This window comes from Mycobacterium sp. Root135, from assembly GCF_001426545.1.
GTDB lineage: Bacteria > Actinomycetota > Actinomycetes > Mycobacteriales > Mycobacteriaceae > Mycobacterium.
This window is the reverse complement of sequence record NZ_LMEZ01000005.1, coordinates 419,781-445,795: the sequence shown is the minus strand read 5'-3', so window position 1 is coordinate 445,795 and position 26,015 is coordinate 419,781. Positions and strand designations below refer to the sequence as shown.

Here is a 26,015-nt window from a genome sequence, read left to right as displayed (position 1 = left end):
CGCTGCGGTTCGACGACCGTTCCGGTTGTCGAAGACCCACCGTAGAGCCTCCGGCCTCAAGTTGAAAGCTAATCGATCGCGGTGACAAGCGCCCCGCCAGGGCGGTTCTCCGGACGGCCCACAGGGCTCGTTCCCCAGGTGCTTCTTTTAAAGAAGGAAATAGATTGATAGATGAGTAACAGTAATAGGTGCTGTGCAACCTGTGGATCGAGGCGTTGGTTGGCAGGTCGGAGGCGGTGTCCGCTCGTGCGTCACTCGTGGACTACCGGCGTGTGTAATTTGGCGGGCTGTGGACGGTTGGCTCGTGTGTGGACGGCGCCGCCGAAAGTCCGTCATTAGTCCACGAGTGACGCACGAGTAGTCCACGAGCCATTCATGTGACCCGTGGTGCGACTGGGGCAGAAGATTCTCAGATTTTCGGCGCACGACAGCACCAGATGTGACTCGAAAGTGGTGAAGGAAGAGGCTGCGGGCGACGATCAGCGCTTGGAGCGCTGCCGGATCCGCGTCGTGAGTTCCTTGACGTGGTCGAAGATCTCACGCTTCTGCGCCATCTCGCCGCGAATCTTGCGCTCCGCGTACATGACCGTGGTGTGGTCACGGCCGAACGAATGACCGATCTTCGGCAGCGAGAGATCGGTGAGCTCCCGGCACAGGTACATGGCGATCTGACGCGACTGCGCCAACGCACGGGTCTTACCGGGCCCACGGAGCTCTTCGATGGTGATCTCGAAGTACTCGGCGGTGGCGGCCATGATGGTGGCGATGCTGATCTGCATCGAGTTCGCATCCGAGATCAGGTCGCGCAGCACGATTTCGGCGAGCGTCTTGTCGATCGCGGCCTTGTTGAGCGACGCGAACGCGGTGACGCGGATGAGCGCGCCCTCGAGCTCGCGGATGTTGCGTTCGATGCTGCTGGCGATGAGCTCCAGAACGTCGTCCGGCACGTCCAGCCGGTCCATCTGCGCCTTCTTGCGCAGGATGGCGATCCGGGTCTCCAGCTCGGGCGGCTGAACGTCGGTGATCAGACCCCACTCGAAACGGGTACGCAGGCGATCTTCCAGAGTCGCGAGCTGCTTCGGCGGACGGTCAGAGGAGATGACGATCTGCTTGTTCGCGTTGTGCAGCGTGTTGAACGTGTGGAAGAACTCCTCCTGGATGCCTTCCTTGCCTTCGATGAACTGGATGTCGTCGACCAGCAGCACGTCGATGTCGCGGTAACTGCGTTTGAACGACGCCTTGCGGTCGTCACGGAGAGAGTTGATGAAGTCGTTGGTGAACTCTTCGGTCGAGACGTACTTCACCCGCATGCCGGGAAACAGTCGCTGGGCGTAGTTGCCGGCCGCGTGGAGGAGGTGTGTCTTGCCGAGGCCGGACTCACCCCAGATGAACAACGGGTTGTAGGCGCGGGCGGGGGCCTCGGCGATGGCGAGGGTGGCCGCGTGGGCGAAGCGGTTCGACGAGCCGATGACGAACGTGTCGAAGGTGTAGCGACGGTTGAGGCTCACGTCGTTGGTCGACGGCGAGCTCTGCGCCCGGTTGGTGAAGTAGGCCGGCCAGCTCGCCTCGGCGCTGGCAAGGGCTTCTTGGTCCTCGTCGACCTCGTCGGAATCGTGGAGGGCGTCGGCACGAATCTCGTCGTCCCGCTCGGAGTCCGGGGCTGGAGTCTCGACGCGCACCCCGAGCTCGATTCGCTGTCCGCCGAGATGCCGGCTCAGACTGGCGATGATCGGTTCGCGAAGGTGCCGTTCGATCTCGTTTTGGACGAAGGGCGTGGGAACCGACAGCAGAGCAAACCCTTCGGCGATGACGAGGGGTTTGACCAGCTTGAGCCAGGCTCGTTGCTGTGCGGTCAGGTTCGGGGAAGTGAAGCCCGGAGTGGCGTCGGAGGGCACGTCACCGTTGAGTTCAGCAACGACGTCGTTCCAGATTGCGACGAACGGCGGGTCGGCGTCTGCTGTCAACGGAGAAGTTCCCCCTCGTGGCCAGACAGGGTTGGCCGAATAGACAATGACCGAGTGTCCACATGGTTATCCACAGATTGTGGATAACCGACACCGGTCGTTGTGTCGTTGCTTTCTTGCGCGGAGGCGGCGTTGCCGGGGCTCGTCACGGTGCTCGAGTACACCATGGGCTCGCGGTTGGGCTGCCATCCTCGATTCTTCGTCCAGCGCCGCCTCGGTCTGAGATGGCCTTGGCAGAAGCTAACAGGTTTATTGCTGGGTGCCAACAGTTCTGCAACATTGCGGTGACCGTCTGGCGGGCTGTGTATTCAATGGTGACAGGTGTGAACCAAGTGGCGAAATCGGGAGTCGGATCGGACCTGGAGAAGCAGGTTTGACCTAGGGAAATCTCGTCAGTACCCTCGAACAGTCGCCCGAACGTGGCGATACGGCTGCGACTCGGATTCTCGGGTTAACGCGCCGGAGCTAGCAAGCGAGACCAACGAAGCGTACGTACCGCGGCTGCTTCCAGACGGACATGTTTCCATGTGCGCGAGGGGAGTGGTCGCACACATTGAGGAGATATAGCCGTGGCCAAGGGCAAGCGGACGTTTCAGCCGAACAACCGGCGCCGTGCCAAGGTGCATGGCTTCCGGCTGCGGATGCGCACGCGCGCAGGCCGCGCCATCGTGTCGGGCCGGCGTACTAAGGGCCGTCGCTCACTCACTGCGTGATCCTGCTCTGATCCACAGCAGGGTGTAGACAGGTGCTTCCGGCCCAGTACCGGATGACGAGATCGACAGACTTTGGATTGACCGTCCGTCGTGGCGTACGAGCAGCGCAACCCGACATCGTCGTGCATGCGTTGAAGGCCACCGGGGACGAGTCTGAAGCTCCGAAGATTGGACTGGTCGTCAGCAAGTCCGTCGGCCCTGCAGTCGTGCGGCATCGAGTCTCGCGATTGTTGCGGCATGTGGCCCGTGGCGTCCTCGACGACTTGGGCCCAGGTGACAAAGTGGTGATCCGCGCTCTTCCGAGTAGTAGCCGAGCGGTGTCGTCCCGTCTCGACGAAGAGCTGCGAAACGCGTTGCGGCGGGTGAACTCCAGCGCAGGAGCGCGCCGATGAGTGGCGGACGGATTACCGGAGCCCTGGCGCGTGTAGCGATCGGCGCCGTCGAGCTCTACCGAAACATGATTTCCCCCTATCGGCCGCCTTCGTGCCGGTTCACCCCGACGTGCAGTCAATACGCCGTCGACGCGCTCCGTGAATACGGGTTGGTGCGGGGGGCTTGGTTGTCCTTGGTGCGACTGGCCAAATGTGGTCCGTGGCACCCAGGTGGATGGGATCCGATCCCGGAGCGACGTGAGGTGGCATCCGATGCCACGACGCTGAGGAGCGATTCGTTTGTTTAATTGGTTCAGTCTCGACGTCATCTATTACCCGGTCTCCGCGATCATGTGGGTTTGGTACAAGGCGTTCGCCTTCCTCCTCGGCCCGGAGAACTTCTTCGCCTGGGGACTGACGGTGATGTTCCTGGTCTTCACGCTCCGCGCGATTCTGTACAAGCCGTTCGTCCGCCAGATCAGGACGACCCGCCAAATGCAGGAGTTGCAGCCACAGATCAAGGCGCTGCAGAAGAAGTACGGCAAGGACCGCCAGCGGATGGCGCTGGAGATGCAGAAGCTTCAGAAGGAACACGGGTTCAACCCGATCCTCGGCTGCCTGCCAATGCTGGCGCAGATCCCGGTGTTCATCGGGCTGTACCACGTGCTGAACTCCTTCAACCGGACGCAGACCGGCTTCGGGCGGTTGGGGTTGACGGTCGAGGAGAACCGGTCGCTCGGCAACTACGTCTTCAGCGCCACCGACGTGGGCCACTTCCTGGACGCCCACCTGTTCGGAGCGCCGCTGGGTGCGTCGATGATTCAGACGGTCGGCCTCGGAGCCTTCGAGGAGTTCAACCGTGCGGCCGTGATCGCAGTGGGTGTGCCGCTGATGATCCTTGCCGGTGTTGCCACTCACTTCAACAGCCGCGCTTCGGTGGCCAGGCAGAGCATCGAGGCTGCCGCCAATCCGCAGACCGCGATGATGAACAAGCTGGCGCTGTACGTGTTTCCGCTCGGCGTGGTCGTCGGTGGTCCCTTCCTCCCGCTGGCCGTGATCCTGTACTGGGTGGCCAACAACATTTGGACCTACGGGCAGCAGCATTACGTGTTCGGCCGCATCGAGAAGGAAGAGGAACTCAAGAAGGAAGAGGATTTGGCGCGACGCGCGTCGAATGCTCCGGCCCCGGGTTCCAAGCCGAAGGTCAAGCGCAAGCGCCCGCAGACGGCCGCCGCCGACAACGCGGCGAAGGCCGCCGCCGAACGTGAACTGACGAATTCCACCGCCGAGGAGATCGACGCAGTGGAGGACACCGAGACGGGCGACGTGCGACCGGCGAGCGGATCGACCCCCGCGTCGAACGGGAAGCCCGCCGCACCCAAGGCGGGCAGCGCGGCGAATCGTGCGCCGAGGCGCACCAACAATCGGCCCAAGAGGCGACGGCCCTGACAAGTACCCGAGTCAGCTCGGCCCGCAGTGGCCACTGATGCATGTCGAAGCATGGAGGTAAGGACGAAGATGACTGACGCTGATACGACCGAACGGACCGACGTAGAGGGCGATGCGCCCAAGTCGGAGAGCCTGGAAGACCGCTTGGTCAACGAGGGCGAGATCGCGGGGGATTACCTCGAGGAGCTTCTCGACCTACTGGACTTCGACGGCGACATCGACCTCGACGTGGAGGGCGATCGCGCGGTCGTCAGCATCGAGGGCGGCAGCGATCTGGCGAAGCTCGTCGGTCGCAAGGGCGAGGTGCTGGACGCGCTCCAAGAGCTGACACGGTTGGCCGTGCACCAGAAGACCGGCGAGCGGAGCCGGCTGATGTTGGACGTGGCGCACTGGCGTCGGGGACGCCGGGACGAGTTGGCCGCGCTCGGGGACAAGGTGGCTCGCCGCGTGCTGGCCAGTGGCGAGCGTGAAGAGCTGACGCCGATGACTCCCTTCGAGCGGAAGATCGTTCACGATGCAGTCTCGGCCGTTGACGGTGTGCGGAGTGAGAGCGAAGGCGCGGAGCCCTCTCGGCGCGTTGTCGTTCTGCCTGCCTGACCGTACGAGTTACAACCATGTAGTTCGATCGCGGCGCCGGGCGGCGGAATCGGAGGATGTTTCACGTGAAACATGGTGAAGCGCCACCGGCGCCGGAAGCGGCCGCCGCCTTCTTTGGCGACCGCTTGCCGGTGGCCGAGGAGTATGCGGCGATCCTGGCGGGCGCCGGCATCGAGCGCGGCCTGATTGGTCCCGGCGAAGTTGAACGCCTGTGGGATCGACACATTCTGAACAGCGCCGCCATCGGCGAGCTGATGACGCCGGGGCAGCGCGTAGCCGACGTAGGCAGCGGAGCCGGCTTGCCGGGGATTCCGCTGGCGTTGGCGCGACCCGATGTCAGCGTGATTCTGGTGGAACCCCTTCTGCGACGGGCCGACTTTCTGTCCGAGGTCGTCGAACTTCTCGGGCTCTCTGCGGTCGTCATCCGCGGGCGGGCGGAGGAGCGCGCCGTGCGAGAGGCGGCCGGGGACGTCGACGTCGTCACCTCACGCGCCGTCGCCGCGCTGGACAAGCTCACCCGCTGGTGCTTTCCGCTCCTTCAGCCCGGTGGTCGAATGCTTGCGATGAAAGGTGAGCGCGCCAATTCCGAGGTCCAAGAGCACCGCCGAGCGATGCTCTCGCTGGGTGCCGACGACGTGAAGGTGATGGAATGTGGCGTGACCTACTTGACTCCGCCCGTAACCGTGGTCGTGGCGGTGAAGGCGAGTCGCCCGGCGGGGCCGGGGAGCAGGTCCGGCGCACCGCACCGAAAGTCCGCGAAAGCCCAGGATCGACGAGCACCACGGCCCGACGGGCCGACGAGGAGAAGCAAGTGAAACCACGGCCATCTGGCGAGGCAAAGGCATCCGGGGCTGCCCCGGCGAATTCGCCCCGCAATGTTTCACGTGAAACATGGTTGCCGCCGGCGGAGGAAGCCTGGACTGAACCGACGGCCGCGGACACCCCGATCGGTGCCGAAGCGCAGCGCGCAGTGCGAATCCTGCACAAGCAGGGTCAGCACCTGAGGCGTCCCCCGCGTCAGCGGGTGTTCACGATCGCCAACCAGAAGGGCGGCGTCGGGAAGACGACCACCGCCGTCAACGTGGCCGCCGCGCTCGCCTTGCAGGGGTTGAAGACTCTCGTCATCGATCTCGATCCGCAGGGCAACGCCAGCACCGCACTGGGTATCGAGCACCGTCCGGGAACGCCGTCGTCGTACGAGGTGTTGATCGGCGAGATCACCCTGGAGTCGGCACTTCAGCAGAGCCCGTACAACGAGCGGCTGTACTGCGTGCCCGCGACGATCGACCTTGCCGGCGCGGAGATCGAACTGGTCAGCATGGTCGCCCGCGAAGGCCGCCTGCGGAACGCGCTCGCCTCCCTGCAGGAGTATGACTTCGACTACGTCTTCATCGACTGCCCGCCGTCGCTGGGCCTACTGACGATCAACGCACTCGTCGCCGCACCGGAAGTGCTCATCCCGATCCAGTGCGAGTACTACGCCCTTGAGGGAGTGGGTCAGCTGCTCCGCAACATCGAAATGGTGAAGGCGCACCTGAACCCGCATCTGGAGGTCACCACCGTCGTCCTCACCATGTACGACGGACGAACCAAGTTGGCCGACCAGGTCGCCGACGACGTGCGGGCGCACTTCGGCGCGAAGGTTCTGAGGACCGTCATCCCGCGCAGCGTGAAGGTGTCCGAGGCACCGGGATACGGCATGACGATCCTCGAGTACGACCCAGGGTCGCGGGGCGCGATGAGCTATCTCGACGCCAGTCGCGAGATCGCCGACCGCGCACACGGCGCGACGAATCCCCAGGTTGGCCAGTGAGCGTCCGCACGAATAGGAGAAGAGCATGACTCCGCCGCCCAAGCGAACCGGACTCGGTCGCGGTCTCGCGTCCCTGATCCCTACCGGCCCGAGCGACGACAAGGGCAGCATGGGTCCCGCGATGGGAGCCGCGGCGGCCGACGTCATGTACGGCGGAGCGCCGACTACCCCCGCTACACCCGCCGTCGAACCAGTCGGTGACGTGGGCGCCGTGTACCGCGAGATCGACCCGGCGGCCATCGAACCGAACCCCAAGCAGCCGCGGCAGGTGTTCGACGGGGAGGCACTCGCCGAACTCGTCCACTCGATTCGCGAGTTCGGTCTGATGCAGCCCATCGTGGTGCGTGCCGTCGACCCGGTGGAGGGCAGCCCCCGCTACCAACTGGTGATGGGGGAGCGGCGCTGGCGCGCGGCCCAAGAGGCCGGCCTGGCGGCAATCCCGGCCATCGTTCGTGAGACCGCGGACGACAGCATGCTGCGCGACGCCCTGCTGGAGAACATCCACCGGGCGCAGCTGAACCCGTTGGAAGAGGCGGCGGCCTACCAGCAGCTGTTGGAGGAGTTCGGCGTCACCCACGAGGAACTAGCCGTGCGGATCGGGCGGTCACGTCCGGTGATCACCAACATGATCCGGCTGATGCGCTTGCCGGTCGCGGTGCAGCGCCGGGTGGCGGCGGGGGTGCTGTCCGCCGGACACGCCCGTGCTCTGCTGGCACTGGAGAGTGGAGCCGAGAAGCAAGAGGAATTGGCCGCCCGCATCGTGGCGGAGGGCCTGTCGGTCCGCGCCACGGAGGAGGCGGTCACGCTTGCCAACCGGGACGGCGTGCGGGAGTCGACTCCGGCTCAGCGGCGGAAGCCGATTCAGATGCCGGGACTGCAAGACGTTGCCGAGAGGCTGTCATCTGCCTTCGACACCCGGGTATCGGTGAGCCTTGGCAAACGCAAGGGCAAGATCGTCGTGGAGTTCGGGTCGGTCGACGATCTGCAACGCATAGTTGACCTTATGAACGCGGCGAACCCATGACCTACCACAAGCGGTAATTACGTCACTGTGACAAAGCGACGAATCGAGACCGGTGTCGTCGCGGCCAAAAGGAGCAAATTCCTTGCGCAGCAACATGATTCGCTTTTCGCGGGAGTCCGGCGTGCCGTTACGAGATCAGAGTGGGCCACACTCGCCGCGTCCTCCTATTCTGGAGGGGAAGCCACGTCCGGCCGGCCGACCTGAAACGCGGGGTGTCTAGTGTCAGCACGAATCGCGCCGCTGCGTCTCGAAGCGTTCGAGCAACTGCCCAAGCACGCGCGGCGTTGCGTGTTCTGGGAAGTCGACCCGTCGACGCTGCCGGTCGAGGACCACCTCGCCGATCCCGAATTCGAAAAGGAAGCCTGGCTCTCCATGGTCATGCTGGAGTGGGGTTCCTGCGGACAGATGGCCGTGGCCTGCGAACCGGATCAAGCGGACTTCGCCGCCTCGGCATCCAGCGGTGACGAACTCTGTCTGGGGTTCGCGTTCTACGCTCCGCCTCGGGCGGTGCCGCGCGCGGCTCTCTTCCCGACCGGACCGGTCAGTGCCGACGCCGTCTTGCTGACGACGGTCGGCGTCGAGTACGGCACCGAAGGGGAGGGGCTCACCCGCGCGTTGATGGCCGCCGTCGTCGGAGACTTGGTTCGCCGCGGCGTGCGCGCGTTGGAGGCGTTCGGTCGGACGGCGGCATCCGCCGAACTGTCCGATCCAGAGTTGGTGTCGCCCAATCTCCGCTCGGCGATTCAATCACTCGGTGACTGCTCGGCCGACCAATGCATCATCGACGCCGACTTCCTCTCAGACGTCGGCTTCGAGATCGTCGCCCCTCACCCGTACTTTCCCCGGATGCGACTCGAACTCGAGCAGGGGTTGGGCTGGAAGGCCGACGTCGAGGCCGCGCTGGAAAAGCTGTTGGTGAGCGCGCAACTGCAGCAGCCGGTTGGAGCCGGCGCCAGCCCCTGTAGCTGAGGTGGTCTCAGGCCTGCGCGGCGCGGCCGGCGGACTGTTCGACGGACCGCTCGTGCGCCAGCAGTTCGGCGAAGGTGAACGTGCCCGTCGGACGGTCGTTCTTGCCTAGCAGGTACAGCCGCTTGACGGCGGCGAGGATGCCCTCGGACAGGGAATCCCTGGCCTGAGAGGACACCAGCAGGTCGCGGTCGTGGGGATTGGTGATGTAACCGACGTCGATCTGCACGGTGGGCATCCGGGTCAGGCGAAGCAGGTCCCACGTCCGGCCGTGCGTGCGGCAGTCGCGTAACCCGGTGCGGGCCACCAATTCTCGTTGCACGAAGTCGGCGAGGTTGCGACCGATCGTCGACACCGACCCGTGGGCGTTGCCGAAGTGGAAGGACGCGACGCCGTTGGCGGGGGAGTTGGGCAGCGAGGCGCACCGGAGGCTGATCATCAGGTCCGCACCGACGGTGTTGGCGGTCGCCGCGCGCTCGGCGTCGGACAAGCTGCGACCCACCGGCCGCGACAGGAACGTCTCCATGCCGATCGCCGCCATCCGGCCTTCGAGCCGACTTGCCAAGTCCCACAGGATGTCTGCTTCGCTGATCGGCCCGTCCGGACCATTCATGATGAGCCCGTGATCGTCGCCACCGCGGCCCGGATCGATGATGATGCGCTTACCCGACAACCGGGGACCGGAGCGACGGACGAGCTCCTCCTCGCGGATCGCGTGCAACGAACCGCCGGTCACCCGCGAACCCAGGAAGTACAAGGAGCGCAACGTTTCTGGGCCACAGATGCCGTCGGGGTACAGACCGTACTCCCGCTGATAGGACATCAGGCCGTTGTGCGTCTGCAGCCCGAAGTGCCCGTCGACCAGGTCGGTGTAGAAACCGAGATCCTGGAGCCGTGCCTGGAGCGTCGCTACGTCGTCGCCGTACATCGGCGCGCCAAACTGGTGGGCCAGGGTGCGGGCGCCAAGACGGTACGAGGCTTCCTTCAACGCGCGATAGGTGGCCTCACCCACGACGCCGTCGACGAGCAACCCGCGGCGCTGTTGGAAGGCGCGGACCGAGTGGTCGAGGTCGTCGTCGAACACGTCGAACGCGACGTGTTTGCCAGTCGTGAGGTCGTCGTCGGGGCTGTCGATCATGCCCAACGCCGCCAGCGCCGACCGAATCTCGACCACCGGGGCTCCCCGATCGCCGCGGCGCAGACTAGACATGACCAGAATTGTCGCAGACGGAGTCGCTAATGCAGAAACCTCCAGGCCAGTCGGAAGCCGGGTGTGTCCGATCCGGTGGGAACGGAGGGACCGGGATTAGACCACGTCAGACAGTTCGCGGAGCAGCGCCGCCTTGCCCTTGCTGCCCACGATTCGCTTCACCGGTTGGCCGTCCTTGAACAGGATCAACGTCGGAATCGACACCACCTGGAAGTCACGCGCGGTACCCGGGTTGGCGTCGACGTCGATCTTCGCCACGGTGAGCGCGCCAGCCTTCTCGGCGGCGATCTCCTCCAGAACCGGTGCGATCATCTTGCACGGGCCGCACCAGGACGCCCAGAAGTCCACCAGGACCGGGGTGCTGCTGGTGAGGACGTCCTGCGAGAACGAGTCGTCGGTTACGGCAACGGTTGCGCTGGTCTTGTCGCTCATGTGGTGCTCCTGTCTGAGAGGGGTGGGGTGAAGGGGTGGAACGTCACCAGTTGTCGGCGATTTGGTGGCCGGTGAGCCACCGCTCGACGTCGATCGCGGCGGAACAGCCGCTGCCGGCGGCGGTGATGGCCTGCCGGTAGGTGTGGTCCACCAGGTCGCCGCAGGCGAAGACGCCGTCGACCGAGGTGCTGGTGGTGCGGCCCTTGACCTTGACGTATCCCTCGTCGTCGAGATCCACCTTGCCGCTGACCAGGCCCGAGCGGGGATCGTGGCCGACCGCGACGAACACGCCGGTCACGGCCAGCTTGGACTCTTCACCGGTGACGGTGTCGGCCAAACGCAGGCCGGTGACCTTGGGCTCGCCCTCGACCTGGGTGACCGCGGTGTTGGTCATGAACGTGATCTTCGGGTTGTCCTTGGCGCGGTCGAGCATGATCTTCGACGCCCGGAATTCGTCGCGACGGTGGATCAGCGTGACGTGGTTGGCGAACTTGGTGAGGAAGATCGCCTCCTCCATCGCGGAGTCGCCGCCGCCGATCACGGCGATGTCCTGGTCGCGGAAGAAGAATCCGTCACACGTGGCGCAGGTGCTGACGCCCGTGCCGATGCGTTCCATTTCGCCGGGGACCCCGAGCTGTCTGGCGGCCGCACCCATCGCGAGGATGACCGACTTTGCCTGGAAGGTCTCGTCGCCGACGGTGACCGTCTTGACCGGGCCGTCGAGGTCGACGTCGTCGACGTCCTCCATGCGCAGGTCGGCCCCGAAACGGAGCGCCTGTTCGCGCATTTCCTCCATCAACGCAGGACCGGTTATGCCGTCCTTGAAACCGGGGTAGTTCTCCACCTCGGTCGTCGTCATCAGCGCGCCACCGAACTGCACGCCTTCGAAGACCAACGGATGGAGTTGCGCACGCGCGGCATACACGGCCGCTGTGTAACCAGCAGGACCGGAGCCGATGATGATCACGTCGTGAACGGTGTTCGAGGAAGTCATTTCCGCCTTTCTGCGTACGCCTATAACACCAGGGTAGGCCCGGCTGTTCCAGGCGCGACTCGGGGACGCGTCATGGAGTCGGTGGAGGGGCCGAGCGCAGCGCCTCGCAGATGGTCGCCGTCACGTCGGCGGGGACGTCCGGTGCCGATGCCGAGTCGACGGCGAGGGCGGACAGGTTGCGGCTGACGCGATCCAGCGCGGCCAGCTGGGCCTTGACGGCTGGATCGGTACGCACCCGCCGGCGGAGCCGGGCCGCGGTTCGATCGTCGAGCAGCCCGGCTTGCAGGTCGGCGAGAAGGTCGACCGTGACGGGGAGCTCGTAGCGATCGTCCGCGGCGTCGGGCACCTGGTCAGTGTCGCACCGGCCTCCGACGCCGGTCCCTGGGAATGTCCTTTCGCTAGCCTGTGGAGAAGAGGATGCTGGGTAGGACGACCACGAACGAGGCTGACATGCGCAATCTTCACCGGCTACTGGTGATCGGTGCGGTCGGCGTCGCGTCGGCGACGGGCTTGCTGGCCATGGACGTGGCCACGACGCCGCAGACCGACGTGCTGGCCTGCGACATGAACATCGTCCCGTACGACCCGTATCACCAGACCTGCGGAATCCCGAACCAGATTCCGACCGCGCCCGGCCAGGCGCCGGGTGCGGGCGCGATCATCGCGTGCCGCAACATCCCCGGCTGCCTGTCGCAGGCCGTCAACGGGCCGCAGTTCGTGGCCGTCCCTCGCCCGGACACCAGGGTGCGTCAGAGCCGGTAGCCGTCAGGGCCGAACGGTCGGCGCGGGATCGTCGTAGTGCTCCAGCGTCTTGGCCAGTTTGGCTCGCGCCCGCGAACAGCGACTCTTCACGGTGCCCTCCGGTATGCCGAGCAGACGGGCGGTCTCCGCGACCGAGTAGCCCTGCATGTCGACTGCGACCACGACGGCTCGCTGCTCGAGCGGCAGCCGGAGCAGGGCGCGTTCGACGGCGAGCACCGTGTCCACGCGGGTGGTCGGATCACCGAGGTGACAGATCTCGTCGTCCAGCAAGGCGACTGGATGAGACTTGTTGCGGCGCAAGCGATCAAGGCACGCGTTGACGACGATGCGATAGAGCCAACTGCTGACCGACGCGTCGTGCCGAAAGGTTGGTGCCGTGCGGTGCGCGGACAGCATCGCGTCTTGCAGCGCGTCCTTGGCGTCCTCGCGGTTGTGGCTGGTGATCCGTGCCAGCCGGTGGAGCTGACGGTGGTGGCGGTGGAAGAGCTCTTCGAAGGCGTACCGATCACCGTCGACGTGCGCAACGAGCAACTCTGCATCCGTCCGCTCGGCACCGGTGACTTCTCCGCAGCTCCCCACAAACGAACACTAATCAACGCCGGGCACCCGTCACCGCACCTCTTGTCGCGGCAACGGCCCTCGAGCGGAGCGCACCGCAGTGAACTGCAGGAACACGGGTCAGGGCCGGCAGTCGTGGCCTGGGGACAACTCGTCAGGAAGCGGGTTTGAGCGTGATGTTCGACAGGGCGGCCTCGCTCTTGCCGTTCACCGAGCCGAGCGTGGTGATCCACACCAGCACATTCGAGACGGGCTGCGGATTGGTGACGGTGATCGTGTTCGACCCCGTCTTCATCGGAGTGGGGGGGCTCAGCTCGGTGGTGTCGTCGAGCGTCGCCGGCGTGGCCGACTGGGCGGACCTGATCTGAATCGACGTACCGGTGCTGTTCAGGTCGATCGACACGGACCCGATCGCGGTCGGCTGGGGCAGCTGCAGCATCAGCCCGACGCCGTTCTTGAAGTTGGGGAACGGCACCGCGTCGCTGTAGGTGTCCGTCTGCCACGCCGACGTGGTGCTGCCGTCGATCGCCTTGCCGGCGTCGGCGGGGTTGTCGGCCTCGCCGCCCGGCGAAAACACCGTCGCCCGAACGGGTTTCACGTTGCCTGCGCTCGGATCGCTGGTGGTGCTGGTCGTGGGCGTGTTGAGCCCAAGCTCGTCCTTGTCCAACGTGCCGCCGACGTCGCTGAACACACCGCGCAACACCGTTGCCAACACGATGAGGGCGACCACCAGGATCGACCCCGCCACGGCGGCACCGATCAACACGCCCTTCTTGCGGCGGGACTTGGCCTCCGGATCGTCGTCGTGGCCGCCGTCGCGGTGCCGGGTTCCGGCTGCCTCGGCCTCGCCGATCGGCGCGATCAACTCGGTGCGGTCGGCAACGGCGGTGGCCTGTTGCAACAGGTTCAACAAGGTTGGCGCGGAACGGATCCCGCCGTTCTCCTGCACCGCGCGCACGGCGGCCGCAGAGATCTGGAACGGGATGTCGCGATCCACCGTGCGGGGCTCGACCGGTTCGCCCGCGGCGTCGAGGTCGGCGGCCTGCATGCCACCGCGCTCGGTCGAACCGGGGAGCGGCCACCGGTTCACCAGCAGGGCGTACAGCACCGCGCCGATGCCGCGGATGTCTTCCTCCGGCGTCGCCGACGGCAGGGTGGCGGGGAACGCCAGCGCGACGTCACCGTCGATGCTGACCCGAACCCGACCCGGGTGGTCGACGGACAGGGCGACCCCGGAACGGTGTGCGGCCTCGGCCGCCGCCGCCAGGGACTGAACGGCGCGAGCGCCGCCGATCGCCGACGGGGACGTCTCGGCCACCTCGGCCAGCGAACCGCCCCGGATCCACTCGGAGACCACTAGGCCGCCGGAACCGGTCCTGGTGACGTCGAGAACGCGTGCGACGCCGGGAACGTCGAGCGAGCTCAGCCGCTGGGTGCGGGACAGGATCTCCGAGAGCTCGTCGTCGGGCAGGACGGCGTCGGGGTCGACGAAGGTCAGCGCCACCTGGCGGTCCAGGGCGGTGTCCATCGCGTGCCAGAACTGAAGATGCGGCGGGCCGCCGTGGAACACCAGCAGGCGGTAGCGCCCGCCGGCGATCGTGGCGCCGGGGATCAGGTGGATGTCGTCGTCGCCGGTGGCCGCCTCGATGGCGGGTTCATTCGGCATGCCAACCGACACCGGTTCCCTCGTCGGGTCGCCGCCGTAATCGGCGGGCGGCCGTCCCGAGGGCGGCAAATGGGACTCGGCTGGGACGTCCGGTTGAAAGTCGTCGGCGCTCTGACGGGGAATGCGGGTGGTCGAGCCTGCGTCGGGCGTTGAACCGCCCGCCGGGTCGTCGCTCACCGCTTGTCCTCTCCGAAGCCCGTCTCCGACAACTCCTGCCGGAGGTTCGCCGTCCCACCTCGACGCTGGCCCATATTGACGCGGTCGCAACGGAGGTGAACTGCCGTGATCAGCGTACGGGAGGGGCACACCCGGTCGCGGTGGGACAGGAATCCTCGGCGGCGGTGTCACCGGCGTCGTAGCTGCTCCGCGGCCCAGCCGCCGTCGAATCGCCCCCGCCGCGGCCTGCGCGTCGGGCACCTTGGCCGCGAGCAAGACCGCGGCGATGACCGGCAACATGATCAGCCCGAGGATGGTCAGCCGCAGGAGGGAGCCGCCGCCGCCGTGGTCGTCGGTCAACGCCCCAAGACCCAGAAGTCGGTCGGCGAGGTGCGCGATCAGACCGGCCGCCAGGGACCCCGCCACGGTGACGAGGACCGTCCGCACGACGTCGAGGCTGATCATCCTTCCGCCTGGCGGCTTGAGATTGGCCCGCAGCATGACGTGCCCGACGATGGCGCCCGCGAGGAAGCCGAGGCCGTTCGCAAAGCCGAGGTAACCGGCGACGAGCTCGGGGTCGTCGGTGAGGTGCGGCGCCGCGAGCGACGCGACGACCTTGACGGCGGTGATCACCACGACCAGCACGATCGGGGTCCACGGCTGTTCCCTGGCGTAGAAGACACGCGTCTGCAGCAGCACCATCGCGTAGGGGAGCAGGGTGAAGGCGGACAGCGCGATCGCGTGGCCCATGCTGCCGGCGTCGGCGTCGCTGAACCGTCCGTAGGCGAACAGTGCGCTGCCGATGGCCGGGCCGGCGACCGTCATGAAGGCGACGACGGGGATGAGCGTCAGCATGGTGAGGCGCGTCGCGAAGTTGATGTCGGCCAGCACGGCGGGCTGGTCGTCGGCGGCGGCGTTGCGGGACAGCCGCGGCATCACGACGGTCAGCACCGTCACGCCGATGATGCCGAACGGCAGCTGCAGGACCAGCCACGCGTAGTTGTAGACGGCAGGCCCGGACGCGGCTGCGGTGCTGGCGATCTGGTTGCCGACGACTAGGCCGGCCTGACTGATCAGGACGTAGAGGACCATCGCGGCGGCCATGCCGCCGAACTTCTTGAGGCGGTCGTCCAGACCCCACAGCGGCCGCAGGCTGACCCGTTCCCGCCGGATCGCGACGAACAGCACCGCGGTCTGCGCGACGACGCCGAGGGTGGTGCCGATGCCAAGCACCAGAAGTTTGGCGGTGCCCATTGCGACGGGGTCGAGCGACAGTTCGCCGGGCACGGCGACGAACACGCCGAGCGTGCCGATCGCCACCACGTTGTTCAGCACGGGCGCCCACGCCGGCGGCCCGAACACGTTGCGGGTGTTCAGGATTGCCATGAACACCGAGGACAGCCCGTAGAAGATGATCTGCGGCAACAACAGATACGCGAACGCGGTGGTCAGCGCGCGGTCCACCTTGGGGTCGCCGCCCAGCATCAGCCGCACCAGCAGCGGTGCGGCCACCACCGAGACGATCGTCGCGACGAGCAGCAGGGCCGTCGACAGTGTCAGGAGTCGCCGCACGAATGCGGTGCCACCGTCGGCGTCGTCGCGCTCGGCGCGGGCCAGCACCGGCACGAAGATCGCGGTGAACGTCGCCTCGAGTACCAGTGCGGCGATCAGGTTGGGCAGCTGGTTGGACACCGAGAAGGCGCTCAGCAGTGATCCGCCGAGGATCGTCGCCAACAGCACAATGCGGATGAAGCCAGTGATGCGACTGATCAGCGTCGCCAGCGCCATGCCCCACGACCGCGAGACGACGGCGGCGTCGGTCAGCTCGGGCCTGCCGGCGCGACGGCGCGGGGCCGGGCCCTGCGGGATGCGGCGAGGAGCCTGCGGTGGTCGCGGTGCGGACCCCGGCGGCCTCGTGGTGCTCATTTGTGGCGATCCTCGTCGGGCGCGTGGGCCAGCGCCACATCGAGGGGATCCAGCCTGCCGTCACCGTCGCGCCGCTTGGGCCGATCCAGGTCGGCCCGGTCGGGTTGCCCCCGGAATCTATGCCACAGGCGGCGACCGGCGAGCAGGACGAGGATCGCTCCCGCCGACAGCGTGATGAAGAACAGCACCTTGCCGTAGGCGTTGGAGTGCACCGAGAGGCGAACCGGTTCGCCGAGCGGGAGACCGTCGGCGGTCTGCAGGGACACGTCGACGGCGACGCGCTGGGTGAAGTGCACCTCGATCGGCACGCGCAGCGGCAGGAAGCCAGGGGGGAGCTCGATCTCGCCCATGTCGTCGACGGTCATTCCCGGCGGGGCGTCGACGTCGAGCCGCACCTTGATCGGGACGGGCAGGTCGTTGCGAAGCGCCAACGGCAGCGGGCTGCGTTCGGTCGCGAGGGTGTAGGAGCCACCGGGGTTGACGATGGTGACCGCCCGCAGCAGGTCACCGACCGTGTCGTCGACCACGCCGACGCGTTGGGAGGCGAGCCCGTTGCGGGCGTCCGGCGGCACGGACTGGCTGAGCGCCCGCAGGAGGTCTTCTCGCAGCGGGGCGGTGTACTGCGTGCCGGTCAGCCCGGTTCGTGGGTCGACGGTCAACGCGGCGGTCAGTCCGCCCAGCCGCAGCGTCGTGTTGGCGATGCCGTCGGTCACGCCCTGGTCGACGTGGGCGCGGGGATTGCCGAGGTTGTCCGGCGGCAGCGGCGCGATGGCCGAAGGGGGGAGGACGTTGCCCTCGGCGACCACGGTGGCCAGCGGCCGCGGGACGGCCAAGCCGGAACGAATCGACGAGGCGAGCGTCGTGAGGATCGCCTGCGCCTCCTCGGGAGGCAGGTTCCACGCCAGCGGCGGGACCAGGATCTCGGTGCGGGGCTCGCTCTGCGGCCGCAACGCCCGCCACAACACGGCGGCGATGGCGTCCTCCCTGCGGGCGATGGGGGAGTCGTGCGCCAGCGGCACCCCCAGCGAGGCGTCCAGGTAGGACGGCGTCACCGGCATGGTGCCGGCACCCGCGAGCGCCGCTCCGACGGCCGGGTCGAAGGGTGCCTCCACCACGTTCGCGTCGTACCGGCGCGGGCTGACGTCGCCCGCCGCGATCGCGACGGTCGGTCCCTGCGCCGACAGAAGGCGAACGGCGGCTCCGGTCAGCGGTCCGTCCCCGACGAGGGTCGCGCCGCGGGTCGACACGACGCCGAGGATCTGGTCGACGATGTCAGCGGCACCCTTGACGGCGATGGTGGACAGTTCGGGATTGCCGACGCGGGCCAACGCCCCGAGGTCGGCTTGGGCGTACACCGTCGCCGTCACGCATGACCGTTGGGCCAGCGCCCTGAGCCTGCCGAGCCAGTTCGCCGCGGCTTCCTGACCGGTACCGGGGTGCGTCGGCGAGTTGACGCCACCAACGGGGTCGTCGTTGACGACGTAACCCAGGGTCATCGCGTTGACGGTGACCAACAAGTCAGGGTCGACGGCAAGGCACAACGCGCTGCGGGTTTGGCCGGCCGGGTCGACGGGCGGGCTGGTGGCGAAGTCGGCCGCCGACAGCAGCGTGTCGAGGCGACCGCCGGGGGCAAGGGACGTCGCGAGTTCGTCGTCGACCAGCCGGACCGGAGTGCTGCCGCCGGGTACGCCCGCGGCGAGCCGCGGTCTGTCGGCGAGCGGCCACAGCATCGTGATGCGGACCGGCCGCGAGGTGTCGGGGGGGACGACGGCGGACGGGGACTCGTCGACCTGGGACGGGTCGGCGGGCACGCCGAGCACGGGCAGCAGGAACCGGGCGTCGTCGAGGCGGGCGGGTGCGCCGTAGTCGGGCGTTCCGTTCACGTTGACGAGGGCGGGGTAGATGCCGGGCTGGTCGATCTGCAGCGACGGCAGTTCCGCGGAGCGCACCGGGTAGGAGAGCGTGAACGGCACGTGCTGACCCTGCGCGAGTTCCGGTGCGACGGTGACGAAGTCGGCGACGGGTTGGTACTGGTCGACGCCACCGGTCAGATCGGTGCGCAGGGCCGCGGACGACGCGACGGCCTCGGCGTGCTCGAGACGGACCATGATGTCGCGCACCGGGCGGTCACCGACGTTGGTGACCGTGCCCGACACGGTGACGATGGGGTCGCTTGTGGTGGTGATCGAGTCCGGGGTGATGGCGTCGATGTGCAGTTGGAGGAAGGGCCGATCCCCGGGCTCGCCCGCTGCGGCGCGTGGCACCACGGCGGGTACGACGATCAACGTCACCATGGCGATGACGGCCAGCAAGCGGAACCCGACGATCCAGGCCGCCGCGCGCGTCATGGTCCTTGGCCGCAGCCGTTCGCCCGCCGGCCGGGTTGCGGTGTGTCGTCGGGCCGACGGTTGCGGGTGTGGGAGTGCGTCTGCGGGCGGCGGCGCGGCGAGCTGGGGGGCAGCGGCGGCAGCGAGCCAGGGCCGTCGGCCTGCAGTTTGGCGATCAGTTGACCGGCGACTTCGGCGAGTTTGCGTTCATCGGCGTAGGCCAGCCGCGACGGGAGATCGGTCAGGGGCACCCAGGCGACTTCAGTCACTTCGACATCCTCGTCGGAGAGCTCGCCGTCGAGGAATCGCATGAGGTAATGGTGCACGGTCTTGTGGACGCGCCGCCCCTCGGTCACGAACCAGTAGTCGATGCTGCCCAGCGCGGCCAGGACGCTGCCCTGGATTCCGGTCTCCTCGGCGACCTCCCGAATGGCGGTCTGTTCTGCGGTCTCACCCTGCTCGATGTGGCCCTTCGGCAGGGACCACAGCATGCGTCCGCGCCGGTCGACCCGGCCGATGAGAGCGGCGACCTGGCCGTCAGCTGGGCCGTCGATGCCGTCGATGACGAGCCCGCCTGCCGAGGTTTCGTGCACCGTCCGCAGTCGCTCGGGGGTGCGTCGGCCCGATCTGTTCGACGGAGGCTTTGCCTGGGAGTCGACCTGGTGGCCGGGAACGGGGCCGGGAAGCGGTGTGGTGGGCGCGTTCGCGGTGTCGGAAGTGGCGGTCTCCGGCGGACCTGCAGAGCGTCGGCCGCGGCGCCGCCCTCGGCGCCGTCGTGGTTTGGCTCGTTCGCCCTCCGACACCCAAGCGATAGTAGCTGCCGCGGGGTATCCGTCCCTTACCACTCGCCGTCGTGGTCGGCTTGTCGCCGGGTCGTTATGCAGCCGTAGCGCCCACTAGGCTCATCGAACGTGCCGAAAGATCCCTCCACGACCGACGAGTTGTTGACCGCGGCCAAGGCGCTGCAGCGGCACACGCCGGTGCTCCGAGAGCTGGGCCAGTTGTTCGCTGACGCCGGCCACGAGCTGTACCTCGTCGGCGGCAGTGTGCGAGACGCGCTGCTGCAGCGCCCGTTGAACGACCTCGACTTCACCACCGACGCCCGCCCGGATCAGGTGCAGCAGGTGGTCAAGCGGTGGGCCGACGGCCTCTGGGACACCGGCATCGAGTTCGGCACCGTCGGCGTCGGCAAGGGCACCGAACGCCTCGAGATCACCACCTTCCGCGCCGATGCCTACGACCGCGTGACGCGGAACCCGGAGGTGCGGTTTGGTGACTCCCTCGACGACGACCTGGTGCGCCGCGACTTCACGGTCAACGCGATGGCGGTGCGCATCACGCCCGCCGGGCTTGGTGAATTCCACGATCCGCTAGGCGGATTGGCCGCGATTCGCGACCGGGTGCTCGACACGCCGTCGACCCCGGAGGTGTCCTTCGGCGACGACCCGCTGCGGATGTTGCGGGCGGCGCGGTTCGTGTCGCAGCTTGGTTTCGGCGTCGCGCCCCGGGTGCGCGAGGCGATGGCGCGGATGGCCGACGAGCTGGGGCGCATCACCGTCGAACGGGTGGCCGCCGAGCTGGACAAGATGATGTTGGGCGCCGATCCGGTGTCCGGCGTCGACCTGATGGTGCAGACCGGCCTCGGCGTGGTGGTGCTGCCCGAGGTGGGTGGCATGCGGATGGCCATCGACGAGCACCACCAGCACAAGGACGTCTACCAACATTCGCTGACGGTGTTGCAGCAGGCCATCGATCTGGAGAATCCCGGCGAGCGCGACCTGGTGTTGCGGTGGGCGGCGCTGCTGCACGACGTCGGCAAGCCGGCCACCCGCAAGCACGAGGGCGACGGCGGTGTCAGCTTCCACCATCACGAGGTGGTCGGCGCGAAGATGACCCGCAAGCGCATGCGGGCGCTGAAGTACTCCAAGCAGATGGTCGACGACGTGTCGCAGCTGGTGTACCTGCACCTGCGGTTCCACGGGTACGGCGACGGCAAGTGGACCGACTCCGCGGTCCGTCGCTACGTCACCGACGCCGGGCCGTTGCTCGAGAGGTTGCACAAGCTGGTGCGGGCCGATTGCACGACCCGCAACAAGCGCCGCGCCGCGCGGCTGCAGGCCAGCTACGGGGACCTGGAGAACCGGATCACCGAGCTGGCCGCGAAGGAGGACCTGCAGCGGGTCCGGCCCGATCTCGACGGCAACGAGATCATGCGCATCCTCGACATCCCCGCCGGCCCGCAGGTGGGCAAGGCGTGGAAGTACCTCAAGGAGCTGCGGATGGACCGCGGGCCGCTCGAACACGACGAGGCCGTCGACGAACTTCAGAAGTGGTGGAACGCGCAGCAGTAGGGCCGCGTCCAAGTTCCTAGGTGAGCGAAGCGACGGGGGGATTGGCACGATGGACTACTGCCTGGGTGATGGTGACGGGTCGGCGACGATCTGGTCGGCGGAGTTGACCGTCGACGCGGACGACGACGGAATCTTCGACGCGATCGGCCTGGACTTCGACGGTGACGGCCGCCTCGACGACGCGTTGACCGACTCCGATGGGGACGGGACCGCAGACCACCTGCTGCTCGACCTCGACGACGACGGGCACCCGGAGGCGTCGTTCACCGACGACGGTTCGGGTACGTGGGCGGTCGGTGGGCAGATCCGCTGGCTGGGTCTCGACGGCGTCGAGCTGACGGGTGGCCCGCTGGTGGACTTCGACGGTGACGGCCAGGTCGACGACAGGGTTCTCGACGTGGACCGGGACGGCCTGGCGGATCGGGCCCTGGTCGGTGACGAGGCGTACGTCGACGTCGACGCGGACGGCCGGTGGGACGTGAAGCTTGCCGACTCGGACGGGGACGGCGCGGCGGACGCGGCCAGCGAGCTGTAGCTACCGCTCCCGCCCGGCCCCCGGCGGCCCCGCGAACGCCTGCGCGATCGTCAGCCACGTGGCGGCGTCGTCACCGACCGCGACGACGTCGAGGTCGGCGCGCGGGCGGCGCTGCGTCACCAGCATGCAGAAGTCCTCGGCCGACCCGGTGACGCGCTGGGTGGCGTCGGCGGGCCCCCACGTCCACGTCGACCCGTCCGGCGCCGCCAACTCGACTGCGAACGGCTCGGTCGGGACGGGCAGTCGGTGCACGGTGAACGCGAAGTCCCTGGTGCGCACGCCGATGTGGGCGATCGACCGCAGCCGGGCGGTCGGCGGCCTGGTCACCCCGAGCGCGTCGGCGACGTCGAGACCGTGCGCCCAGGTCTCCATCAGCCGAGCCGTGGCCATCGACGCCGCACTCATCGGCGGACCGAACCAGGGCAGCTTCCTGCCGTCGGCCACTTGGCGAAGCTCGTCGTGCAGCAGCGAGCGGGTGTTCCGCCAGCCGGTGAGCATCTCGGCGGGCGGGGTGGTGGCCAGCTGTTCGGCGCCGTCGTCGACGAAGCCGGTCGGGTTGGTCGCGGCGTCGGCCAGGACGGCGGCGAAGGCGGGCTCGTCGGTGACGGCGAGCAGTGACACGCGGTCGGTCCACCACAGGTGGGCGACCTGGTGGGCGACCGTCCACCCCGGGGCGGGGGTGGCGAGCCGCCAGTCGTCGAGCCCGGCGACGAGGTCGTCGAGCGAGTCGCTCTCGGCCTGCAAGTCGGTCACTACGCCCTCGGCTCCGGCCATGGCGTCACCCTAGTCCGACGTCGTTGCGCCCCTGCGGATTGCGGCGTGCGCGGCCAACCCGAGCAGGTAGACCACCGCGCCGAGGACGACCAGGGCGGGGGAGTGACCGTCGACGGGGATGATTGCGGCCGACAGCGTGATCGATCCCACGAACGCCACCCAGAACAGCGCGTCCTGGACGGTGAAGACGTGGCCGCGCAGGGCGTCGTCGACGTCGAGTTGCATCGCCGAGTCCGCGCACAGCTTGACCATCTGACCGGCGGCGCCGAGCAGGAAGCCGCACGCCATCATGATCGGCAGGTCGAGGCCGACCGCGGCGAGCTGGATCGCCGCGGCCGCCAACAGGGCCAGGTTGACGGTCTTGTATCTGCTCCACCGGCGCACGACGACGGGGGTCAGGAAGTTGGCGAGGAACGACCCCATCCCGGTGGTGGCCGCGAACAGAACGGCGACACCGAGGCCGGCGACGTTCACCGAGCCGGTGTGCCGCACGGTGACCAGCACCAACAGCGTGTTGATCCCGAACACCATCCGGTGGGCGACCACGCCGGACAGCGTCCCCGCCACGCTGGGCACCGAGACCGCCGTCCGCAAGCCGTAACCCCACCCGGTGGCCACGGCGTAAGCCACCGAGCCGTGCACCGCGCGCGCCGAGTCGTCGGGACCAAGGACGTGGGGGGAGAACCGCACGGACAGGATCCACGCTACCGCCACGGGCACCGACGCCATGAACAGGGCGGCCGAGGAACCGCCGTCGCCCACCCCGAACGCCCACCGCGGCACCAGCATGAAGATCGCGCCGAAGAACAACGACGCCGCGCTGACGGCGGTGGCGACCGAGTTCATCGTGAGCACCTGATCCCGCGGCACGACGTGCGGCAGTGCGGCGGACAGTCCCGAGGTGACGAACCGCGTGAACCCGTTGACGACCAACGCGCCGAGCAGGATCCACGGCGCTCCTGCATGGAATGCCAGGAGGAACGCCACCGTGAGGATGAACAGCACGCGGGCGAGGTTCGCGCCGATCAGCACCCGGCGTCGATCCCACCGGTCGAGCAGCGCTCCGGCGAACGGGCCGAGCAACGAGTAGGGCAGGAACAGTGCCGCGAAGGATCCGGCGATCTCCCACGGATTGGCGGCGCGTTCCGGGTCGAACAGCAGCGCGCCGACCAACCCGCCCTGGAACAGGCCGTCCCCGAACGAGCTGACCGCACGCAACTCCAGCAGCCTGCGGAACTCGGTGAGCGCTCGCACCGCCCGCCACAGGGCGAAGCGGTCGTGAGGCGTGGTCAATTGCCGTCCGATGTCGGTGGGATGTTCGGTGCGCCGAGTGGCGTCCAACCACCCTACAAAGGTTGGCGACGCGATTCCCGAAACAACCCGGCACGGCCGCGCCCGATCGCCACGATCGACGCACGCTGGTGACATGATGGGTGGGTGGCGCAGTCAGAGGACCCGGAGGACCACTTCGCTCCGGCGACGCATCGTGTCCGCGCCGGAACGCTGCTCATCGCCAACACCGATCTGATGGAACCGACGTTCCGTCGCAGCGTGATCTACGTCGTCGAGCACAACGACAGCGGAACCCTCGGCGTCGTGCTCAACCGCCCCAGCGAGACGGCCGTGTTCAACGTGCTGCCGCAGTGGACCAAGCTCGCCACCAAACCGAAGACCATGTTCGTCGGCGGCCCCGTCAAGCGGGACGCCGCGCTGTGTCTGGCGACGTTGCGCGCCGGCGTGCAGCCCACCGACGTGCCCGGTCTGCGGCACGTGCAGGGCCGCATCGTGATGGTCGACCTGGACGGCGACCCCGACACGATCGCCCCCGCGGTCGAGGGCGTGCGGATCTATGCGGGCTACTCCGGGTGGACGATCGGTCAGCTGGAGGGCGAGATCGAGCGCGACGATTGGATCGTGTTGTCGGCGTTGCCGTCCGACGTCCTCGTCGAACCGAAGGTCGACCTGTGGTCGCGGGTGCTCCGGCGTCAGCCGATGCCGTTGTCGCTGCTGGCGACCCACCCGATCGATGTCAGCCGCAACTGACCTCTGGTCAGTGGCAGGACAGGGTGCACGACGCGCAGGCGCCTGCGCAGCCGGCGTCCGACGACTGGGCTTCCCGAGCGGCCTCGCGCAGTGCGACGGACTTCGCGCTCTGATAGCACCCGGCTGCCACGGTGCCCACCGCGCCGACGACGCAGACCACCAATGCCAGCACCCCGGCGTGGGGCGGGGCCGCGAGGGCGACGACGCCGCCGGCGGCCAGCATGACCGCGGCGGCCAGTTGGGTCGGCACGACGGCACGCAGAACTTGGGCGACCTGGTCGGTGGCGTGGGGTCGGCTCGCCGACCACAGGCCCATCGCCGCGGTCGCCGCGGCAGCGCAGAGGCACAGCACGGCGGCGATCAGCATGGGCCCCACAATACGAGGCGTGCCGGCCGGAGAGGTAACCGCTAGCGCGGCAGCCCGAGCGGTTGGGCGGCGGCGGGGACCACTGCCGGCGCCGCGGGGGCCGCGGGAGCTGCGGCAACGGCGACCGGGGCGGCGGCCGGAGCGGCCGGTGCCGGCGGTGGCGTGTCCGGTGATCCGACGCGGTATCCGTTGACGATGGCGTCGGTGGCCGACCCGGCGGCGACCGAGACCTGGGCGCTGGTGGTCACCGCGAGCGACACCAGGTACCTGTCGGGGCCCGAGGTCGCGATGACGTGGCGCCGCGAGGTGTTCAGCGTCAGGTTGTTCTGCCGGTAGGTGCCTTCGATCAGGGCCGACGGCATGCCGCCGAACTCGGCGAGGGACCCGTCGGTGGCTCGGAAGGCGGGGAGCTGCTGGGTGTCGATCAGGCCGTGGCTGATGGCCTCGCGTGGATCGAAGTCGCCGACCAGTTTGTAGACCTGCACTGCGGCGTTGGAGGTGTAGAGCCCGTCACCGCCGACGCGGTCGGCGATCACGGCGAAGGCGTCGGGGACGTTGGGGTCGGGCACCTGGCTCCACCCCGTCGGCATCGGCAGCACGATGGTCAGCGCCTTGAAGTCGGCGGCCTTCTGCGGTTCCATCGCGACGTTCTTCTCCCTGAAGAAGTCGGCGAGGGTTCCCGCGGTGGCTGGAACTATGGCCGGGACGGCGGGTGCGGCCGGGACGGCGGGTGCCACCGGGGCCGCGGGTGACGCGATCAGCTGGTTGGGGCCCGCAGCGGCGGCGGCGGGTGCGCCGGCCTGCACGGTGACGGTCTGCGTGACGGTGGCAGGAGCCGGCACTGCGGGCAGGGGGAGGGTGGGCTCGGCTTGGGCAATGGGACCGGCGAGGCCGAGCACGCATGCCGTGCCAGCTGCAAAGCCACCTACCAGAAGTCCCCAACGACGGGCATTTTCGAACATCTAAACGTCGGTCCTCCCGGATCACACGAGCTTCCTGACCCGGTGAGCCCAGGCC

General features: G+C 68.0%; 26 protein-coding genes. 13 read left to right on the top strand and 13 right to left on the bottom strand.

Annotated features, from left to right (window positions below; all coding sequences use genetic code 11):
• Nucleotides 1–479: 479 nt before the first annotated feature.
• Nucleotides 480–1,964 carry a chromosomal replication initiator protein DnaA gene (gene dnaA, locus ASD37_RS13245; protein WP_056551461.1) on the bottom strand — a complete coding sequence of 495 codons (1,485 nt, stop codon included), beginning with the start codon at nucleotides 1,962–1,964 and terminating at the stop codon, nucleotides 480–482.
• A 569-nt stretch (nucleotides 1,965–2,533) separates the two neighbouring features.
• Here dnaA and rpmH point away from each other — a divergent pair.
• The 9 genes from rpmH (at nucleotide 2,534) to ASD37_RS13215 (ending at nucleotide 8,900) form a co-directional block, all read left to right on the top strand.
• Nucleotides 2,534–2,677, top strand: coding sequence for a 50S ribosomal protein L34 (rpmH, locus tag ASD37_RS30960; protein ID WP_079922433.1), 144 nt, complete (start codon nucleotides 2,534–2,536; stop codon nucleotides 2,675–2,677).
• A 32-nt stretch (nucleotides 2,678–2,709) separates the two neighbouring features.
• A complete protein-coding gene (gene rnpA, locus ASD37_RS30955; RefSeq protein WP_082570126.1) occupies nucleotides 2,710–3,069 on the top strand; it encodes a ribonuclease P protein component in 360 nt (119 codons plus the stop codon).
• Entirely contained in the window at nucleotides 3,066–3,356 is a 291-nt protein-coding gene (gene yidD / locus ASD37_RS30950; protein WP_082570125.1) for a membrane protein insertion efficiency factor YidD, read from the top strand. The genes rnpA and yidD overlap by 4 nt, the downstream gene beginning before the upstream one ends.
• Nucleotides 3,349–4,497 carry a membrane protein insertase YidC gene (gene yidC, locus ASD37_RS13240; RefSeq protein WP_056551459.1) on the top strand — a complete coding sequence of 383 codons (1,149 nt, stop codon included), beginning with the start codon at nucleotides 3,349–3,351 and terminating at the stop codon, nucleotides 4,495–4,497. Before yidD ends, yidC begins: the two co-directional genes overlap by 8 nt.
• A 69-nt stretch (nucleotides 4,498–4,566) precedes the next feature.
• Nucleotides 4,567–5,094 (top strand): R3H domain-containing nucleic acid-binding protein, encoded by a 528-nt coding sequence (locus ASD37_RS13235; RefSeq protein ID WP_056553239.1) that lies wholly within the window; start codon nucleotides 4,567–4,569, stop codon nucleotides 5,092–5,094.
• Between the two features lie 56 nt (nucleotides 5,095–5,150).
• Nucleotides 5,151–5,909, top strand: a complete 759-nt coding sequence (gene rsmG / locus ASD37_RS13230; RefSeq protein ID WP_082570124.1) for a 16S rRNA (guanine(527)-N(7))-methyltransferase RsmG — start codon at nucleotides 5,151–5,153, stop codon at nucleotides 5,907–5,909.
• On the top strand, nucleotides 5,906–6,907 hold the full coding sequence (locus tag ASD37_RS13225; RefSeq protein WP_056551457.1) for a ParA family protein: 1,002 nt from the start codon (nucleotides 5,906–5,908) through the stop codon (nucleotides 6,905–6,907). The genes rsmG and ASD37_RS13225 overlap by 4 nt, the downstream gene beginning before the upstream one ends.
• Before the next feature lie 25 nt (nucleotides 6,908–6,932).
• On the top strand, nucleotides 6,933–7,931 hold the full coding sequence (locus ASD37_RS13220) for a ParB/RepB/Spo0J family partition protein (RefSeq protein WP_056551455.1): 999 nt from the start codon (nucleotides 6,933–6,935) through the stop codon (nucleotides 7,929–7,931).
• A 219-nt stretch (nucleotides 7,932–8,150) separates the two neighbouring features.
• Nucleotides 8,151–8,900 carry a hypothetical protein gene (locus ASD37_RS13215; RefSeq protein ID WP_056551453.1) on the top strand — a complete coding sequence of 250 codons (750 nt, stop codon included), beginning with the start codon at nucleotides 8,151–8,153 and terminating at the stop codon, nucleotides 8,898–8,900.
• Between the two features lie 7 nt (nucleotides 8,901–8,907).
• Here the strand turns inward: ASD37_RS13215 and ASD37_RS13210 are convergent, their stop codons facing one another.
• The 4 genes from ASD37_RS13210 to ASD37_RS13195 all read right to left on the bottom strand — a co-directional run bounded on the left by ASD37_RS13210 (nucleotide 8,908) and on the right by ASD37_RS13195 (nucleotide 11,879).
• On the bottom strand, nucleotides 8,908–10,107 hold the full coding sequence (locus ASD37_RS13210; protein WP_056551450.1) for an N-acetylmuramoyl-L-alanine amidase: 1,200 nt from the start codon (nucleotides 10,105–10,107) through the stop codon (nucleotides 8,908–8,910).
• 96 nt (nucleotides 10,108–10,203) lie between these two features.
• Entirely contained in the window at nucleotides 10,204–10,539 is a 336-nt protein-coding gene (gene trxA, locus ASD37_RS13205) for a thioredoxin (protein ID WP_056551449.1), read from the bottom strand.
• Between the two features lie 43 nt (nucleotides 10,540–10,582).
• Nucleotides 10,583–11,533, bottom strand: coding sequence for a thioredoxin-disulfide reductase (gene trxB, locus ASD37_RS13200; protein WP_056551446.1), 951 nt, complete (start codon nucleotides 11,531–11,533; stop codon nucleotides 10,583–10,585).
• Nucleotides 11,534–11,603: 70 nt separating this feature from the next.
• Nucleotides 11,604–11,879 (bottom strand): hypothetical protein, encoded by a 276-nt coding sequence (locus tag ASD37_RS13195; protein ID WP_056551444.1) that lies wholly within the window; start codon nucleotides 11,877–11,879, stop codon nucleotides 11,604–11,606.
• Nucleotides 11,880–11,983: 104 nt separating this feature from the next.
• On the opposite strand from ASD37_RS13195, the gene ASD37_RS32255 reads away from it, so the two are divergent.
• Complete coding sequence (locus ASD37_RS32255) at nucleotides 11,984–12,295, top strand: hypothetical protein (RefSeq protein ID WP_235568223.1); 312 nt, start codon at nucleotides 11,984–11,986, stop codon at nucleotides 12,293–12,295.
• Nucleotides 12,296–12,298: 3 nt separating this feature from the next.
• Here ASD37_RS32255 and sigM read toward each other — a convergent pair whose 3' ends face one another.
• From sigM to ASD37_RS13170, 4 genes are all read right to left on the bottom strand, one after another.
• Complete coding sequence (sigM, locus tag ASD37_RS13185; RefSeq protein ID WP_056551440.1) at nucleotides 12,299–12,874, bottom strand: RNA polymerase sigma factor SigM; 576 nt, start codon at nucleotides 12,872–12,874, stop codon at nucleotides 12,299–12,301.
• A 133-nt stretch (nucleotides 12,875–13,007) separates the two neighbouring features.
• On the bottom strand, nucleotides 13,008–16,601 hold the full coding sequence (gene murJ / locus ASD37_RS13180; protein ID WP_056551438.1) for a murein biosynthesis integral membrane protein MurJ: 3,594 nt from the start codon (nucleotides 16,599–16,601) through the stop codon (nucleotides 13,008–13,010).
• Nucleotides 16,598–18,949, bottom strand: coding sequence for a DUF6049 family protein (locus tag ASD37_RS13175; protein WP_056551436.1), 2,352 nt, complete (start codon nucleotides 18,947–18,949; stop codon nucleotides 16,598–16,600). The genes murJ and ASD37_RS13175 overlap by 4 nt, the downstream gene beginning before the upstream one ends.
• Complete coding sequence (locus ASD37_RS13170) at nucleotides 18,946–19,731, bottom strand: NUDIX hydrolase (RefSeq protein WP_056551434.1); 786 nt, start codon at nucleotides 19,729–19,731, stop codon at nucleotides 18,946–18,948. Before ASD37_RS13170 ends, ASD37_RS13175 begins: the two co-directional genes overlap by 4 nt.
• 108 nt (nucleotides 19,732–19,839) lie before the next feature.
• On the opposite strand from ASD37_RS13170, the gene ASD37_RS13165 reads away from it, so the two are divergent.
• Both ASD37_RS13165 and ASD37_RS13160 read left to right on the top strand, forming a co-directional pair.
• Nucleotides 19,840–21,279 carry a CCA tRNA nucleotidyltransferase gene (locus ASD37_RS13165; RefSeq protein ID WP_056551432.1) on the top strand — a complete coding sequence of 480 codons (1,440 nt, stop codon included), beginning with the start codon at nucleotides 19,840–19,842 and terminating at the stop codon, nucleotides 21,277–21,279.
• Nucleotides 21,280–21,328: 49 nt separating this feature from the next.
• A complete protein-coding gene (locus ASD37_RS13160; RefSeq protein ID WP_056551430.1) occupies nucleotides 21,329–21,814 on the top strand; it encodes a hypothetical protein in 486 nt (161 codons plus the stop codon).
• Here ASD37_RS13160 and ASD37_RS13155 read toward each other — a convergent pair whose 3' ends face one another.
• Nucleotides 21,815–22,588, bottom strand: a complete 774-nt coding sequence (locus ASD37_RS13155) for a TIGR03084 family metal-binding protein (RefSeq protein WP_056551428.1) — start codon at nucleotides 22,586–22,588, stop codon at nucleotides 21,815–21,817.
• 9 nt (nucleotides 22,589–22,597) lie between these two features.
• Nucleotides 22,598–23,881, bottom strand: a complete 1,284-nt coding sequence (locus tag ASD37_RS13150; RefSeq protein WP_056553233.1) for an MFS transporter — start codon at nucleotides 23,879–23,881, stop codon at nucleotides 22,598–22,600.
• 144 nt (nucleotides 23,882–24,025) lie between these two features.
• On the opposite strand from ASD37_RS13150, the gene ASD37_RS13145 reads away from it, so the two are divergent.
• Complete coding sequence (locus ASD37_RS13145; protein WP_056551426.1) at nucleotides 24,026–24,631, top strand: YqgE/AlgH family protein; 606 nt, start codon at nucleotides 24,026–24,028, stop codon at nucleotides 24,629–24,631.
• 7 nt (nucleotides 24,632–24,638) lie between these two features.
• Here ASD37_RS13145 and ASD37_RS13140 read toward each other — a convergent pair whose 3' ends face one another.
• Nucleotides 24,639–24,998, bottom strand: a complete 360-nt coding sequence (locus tag ASD37_RS13140) for a hypothetical protein (RefSeq protein ID WP_056551424.1) — start codon at nucleotides 24,996–24,998, stop codon at nucleotides 24,639–24,641.
• A 41-nt stretch (nucleotides 24,999–25,039) separates the two neighbouring features.
• Nucleotides 25,040–25,960 carry an LpqN/LpqT family lipoprotein gene (locus tag ASD37_RS13135; protein WP_056551422.1) on the bottom strand — a complete coding sequence of 307 codons (921 nt, stop codon included), beginning with the start codon at nucleotides 25,958–25,960 and terminating at the stop codon, nucleotides 25,040–25,042.
• Nucleotides 25,961–26,015 lie beyond the last annotated feature (55 nt).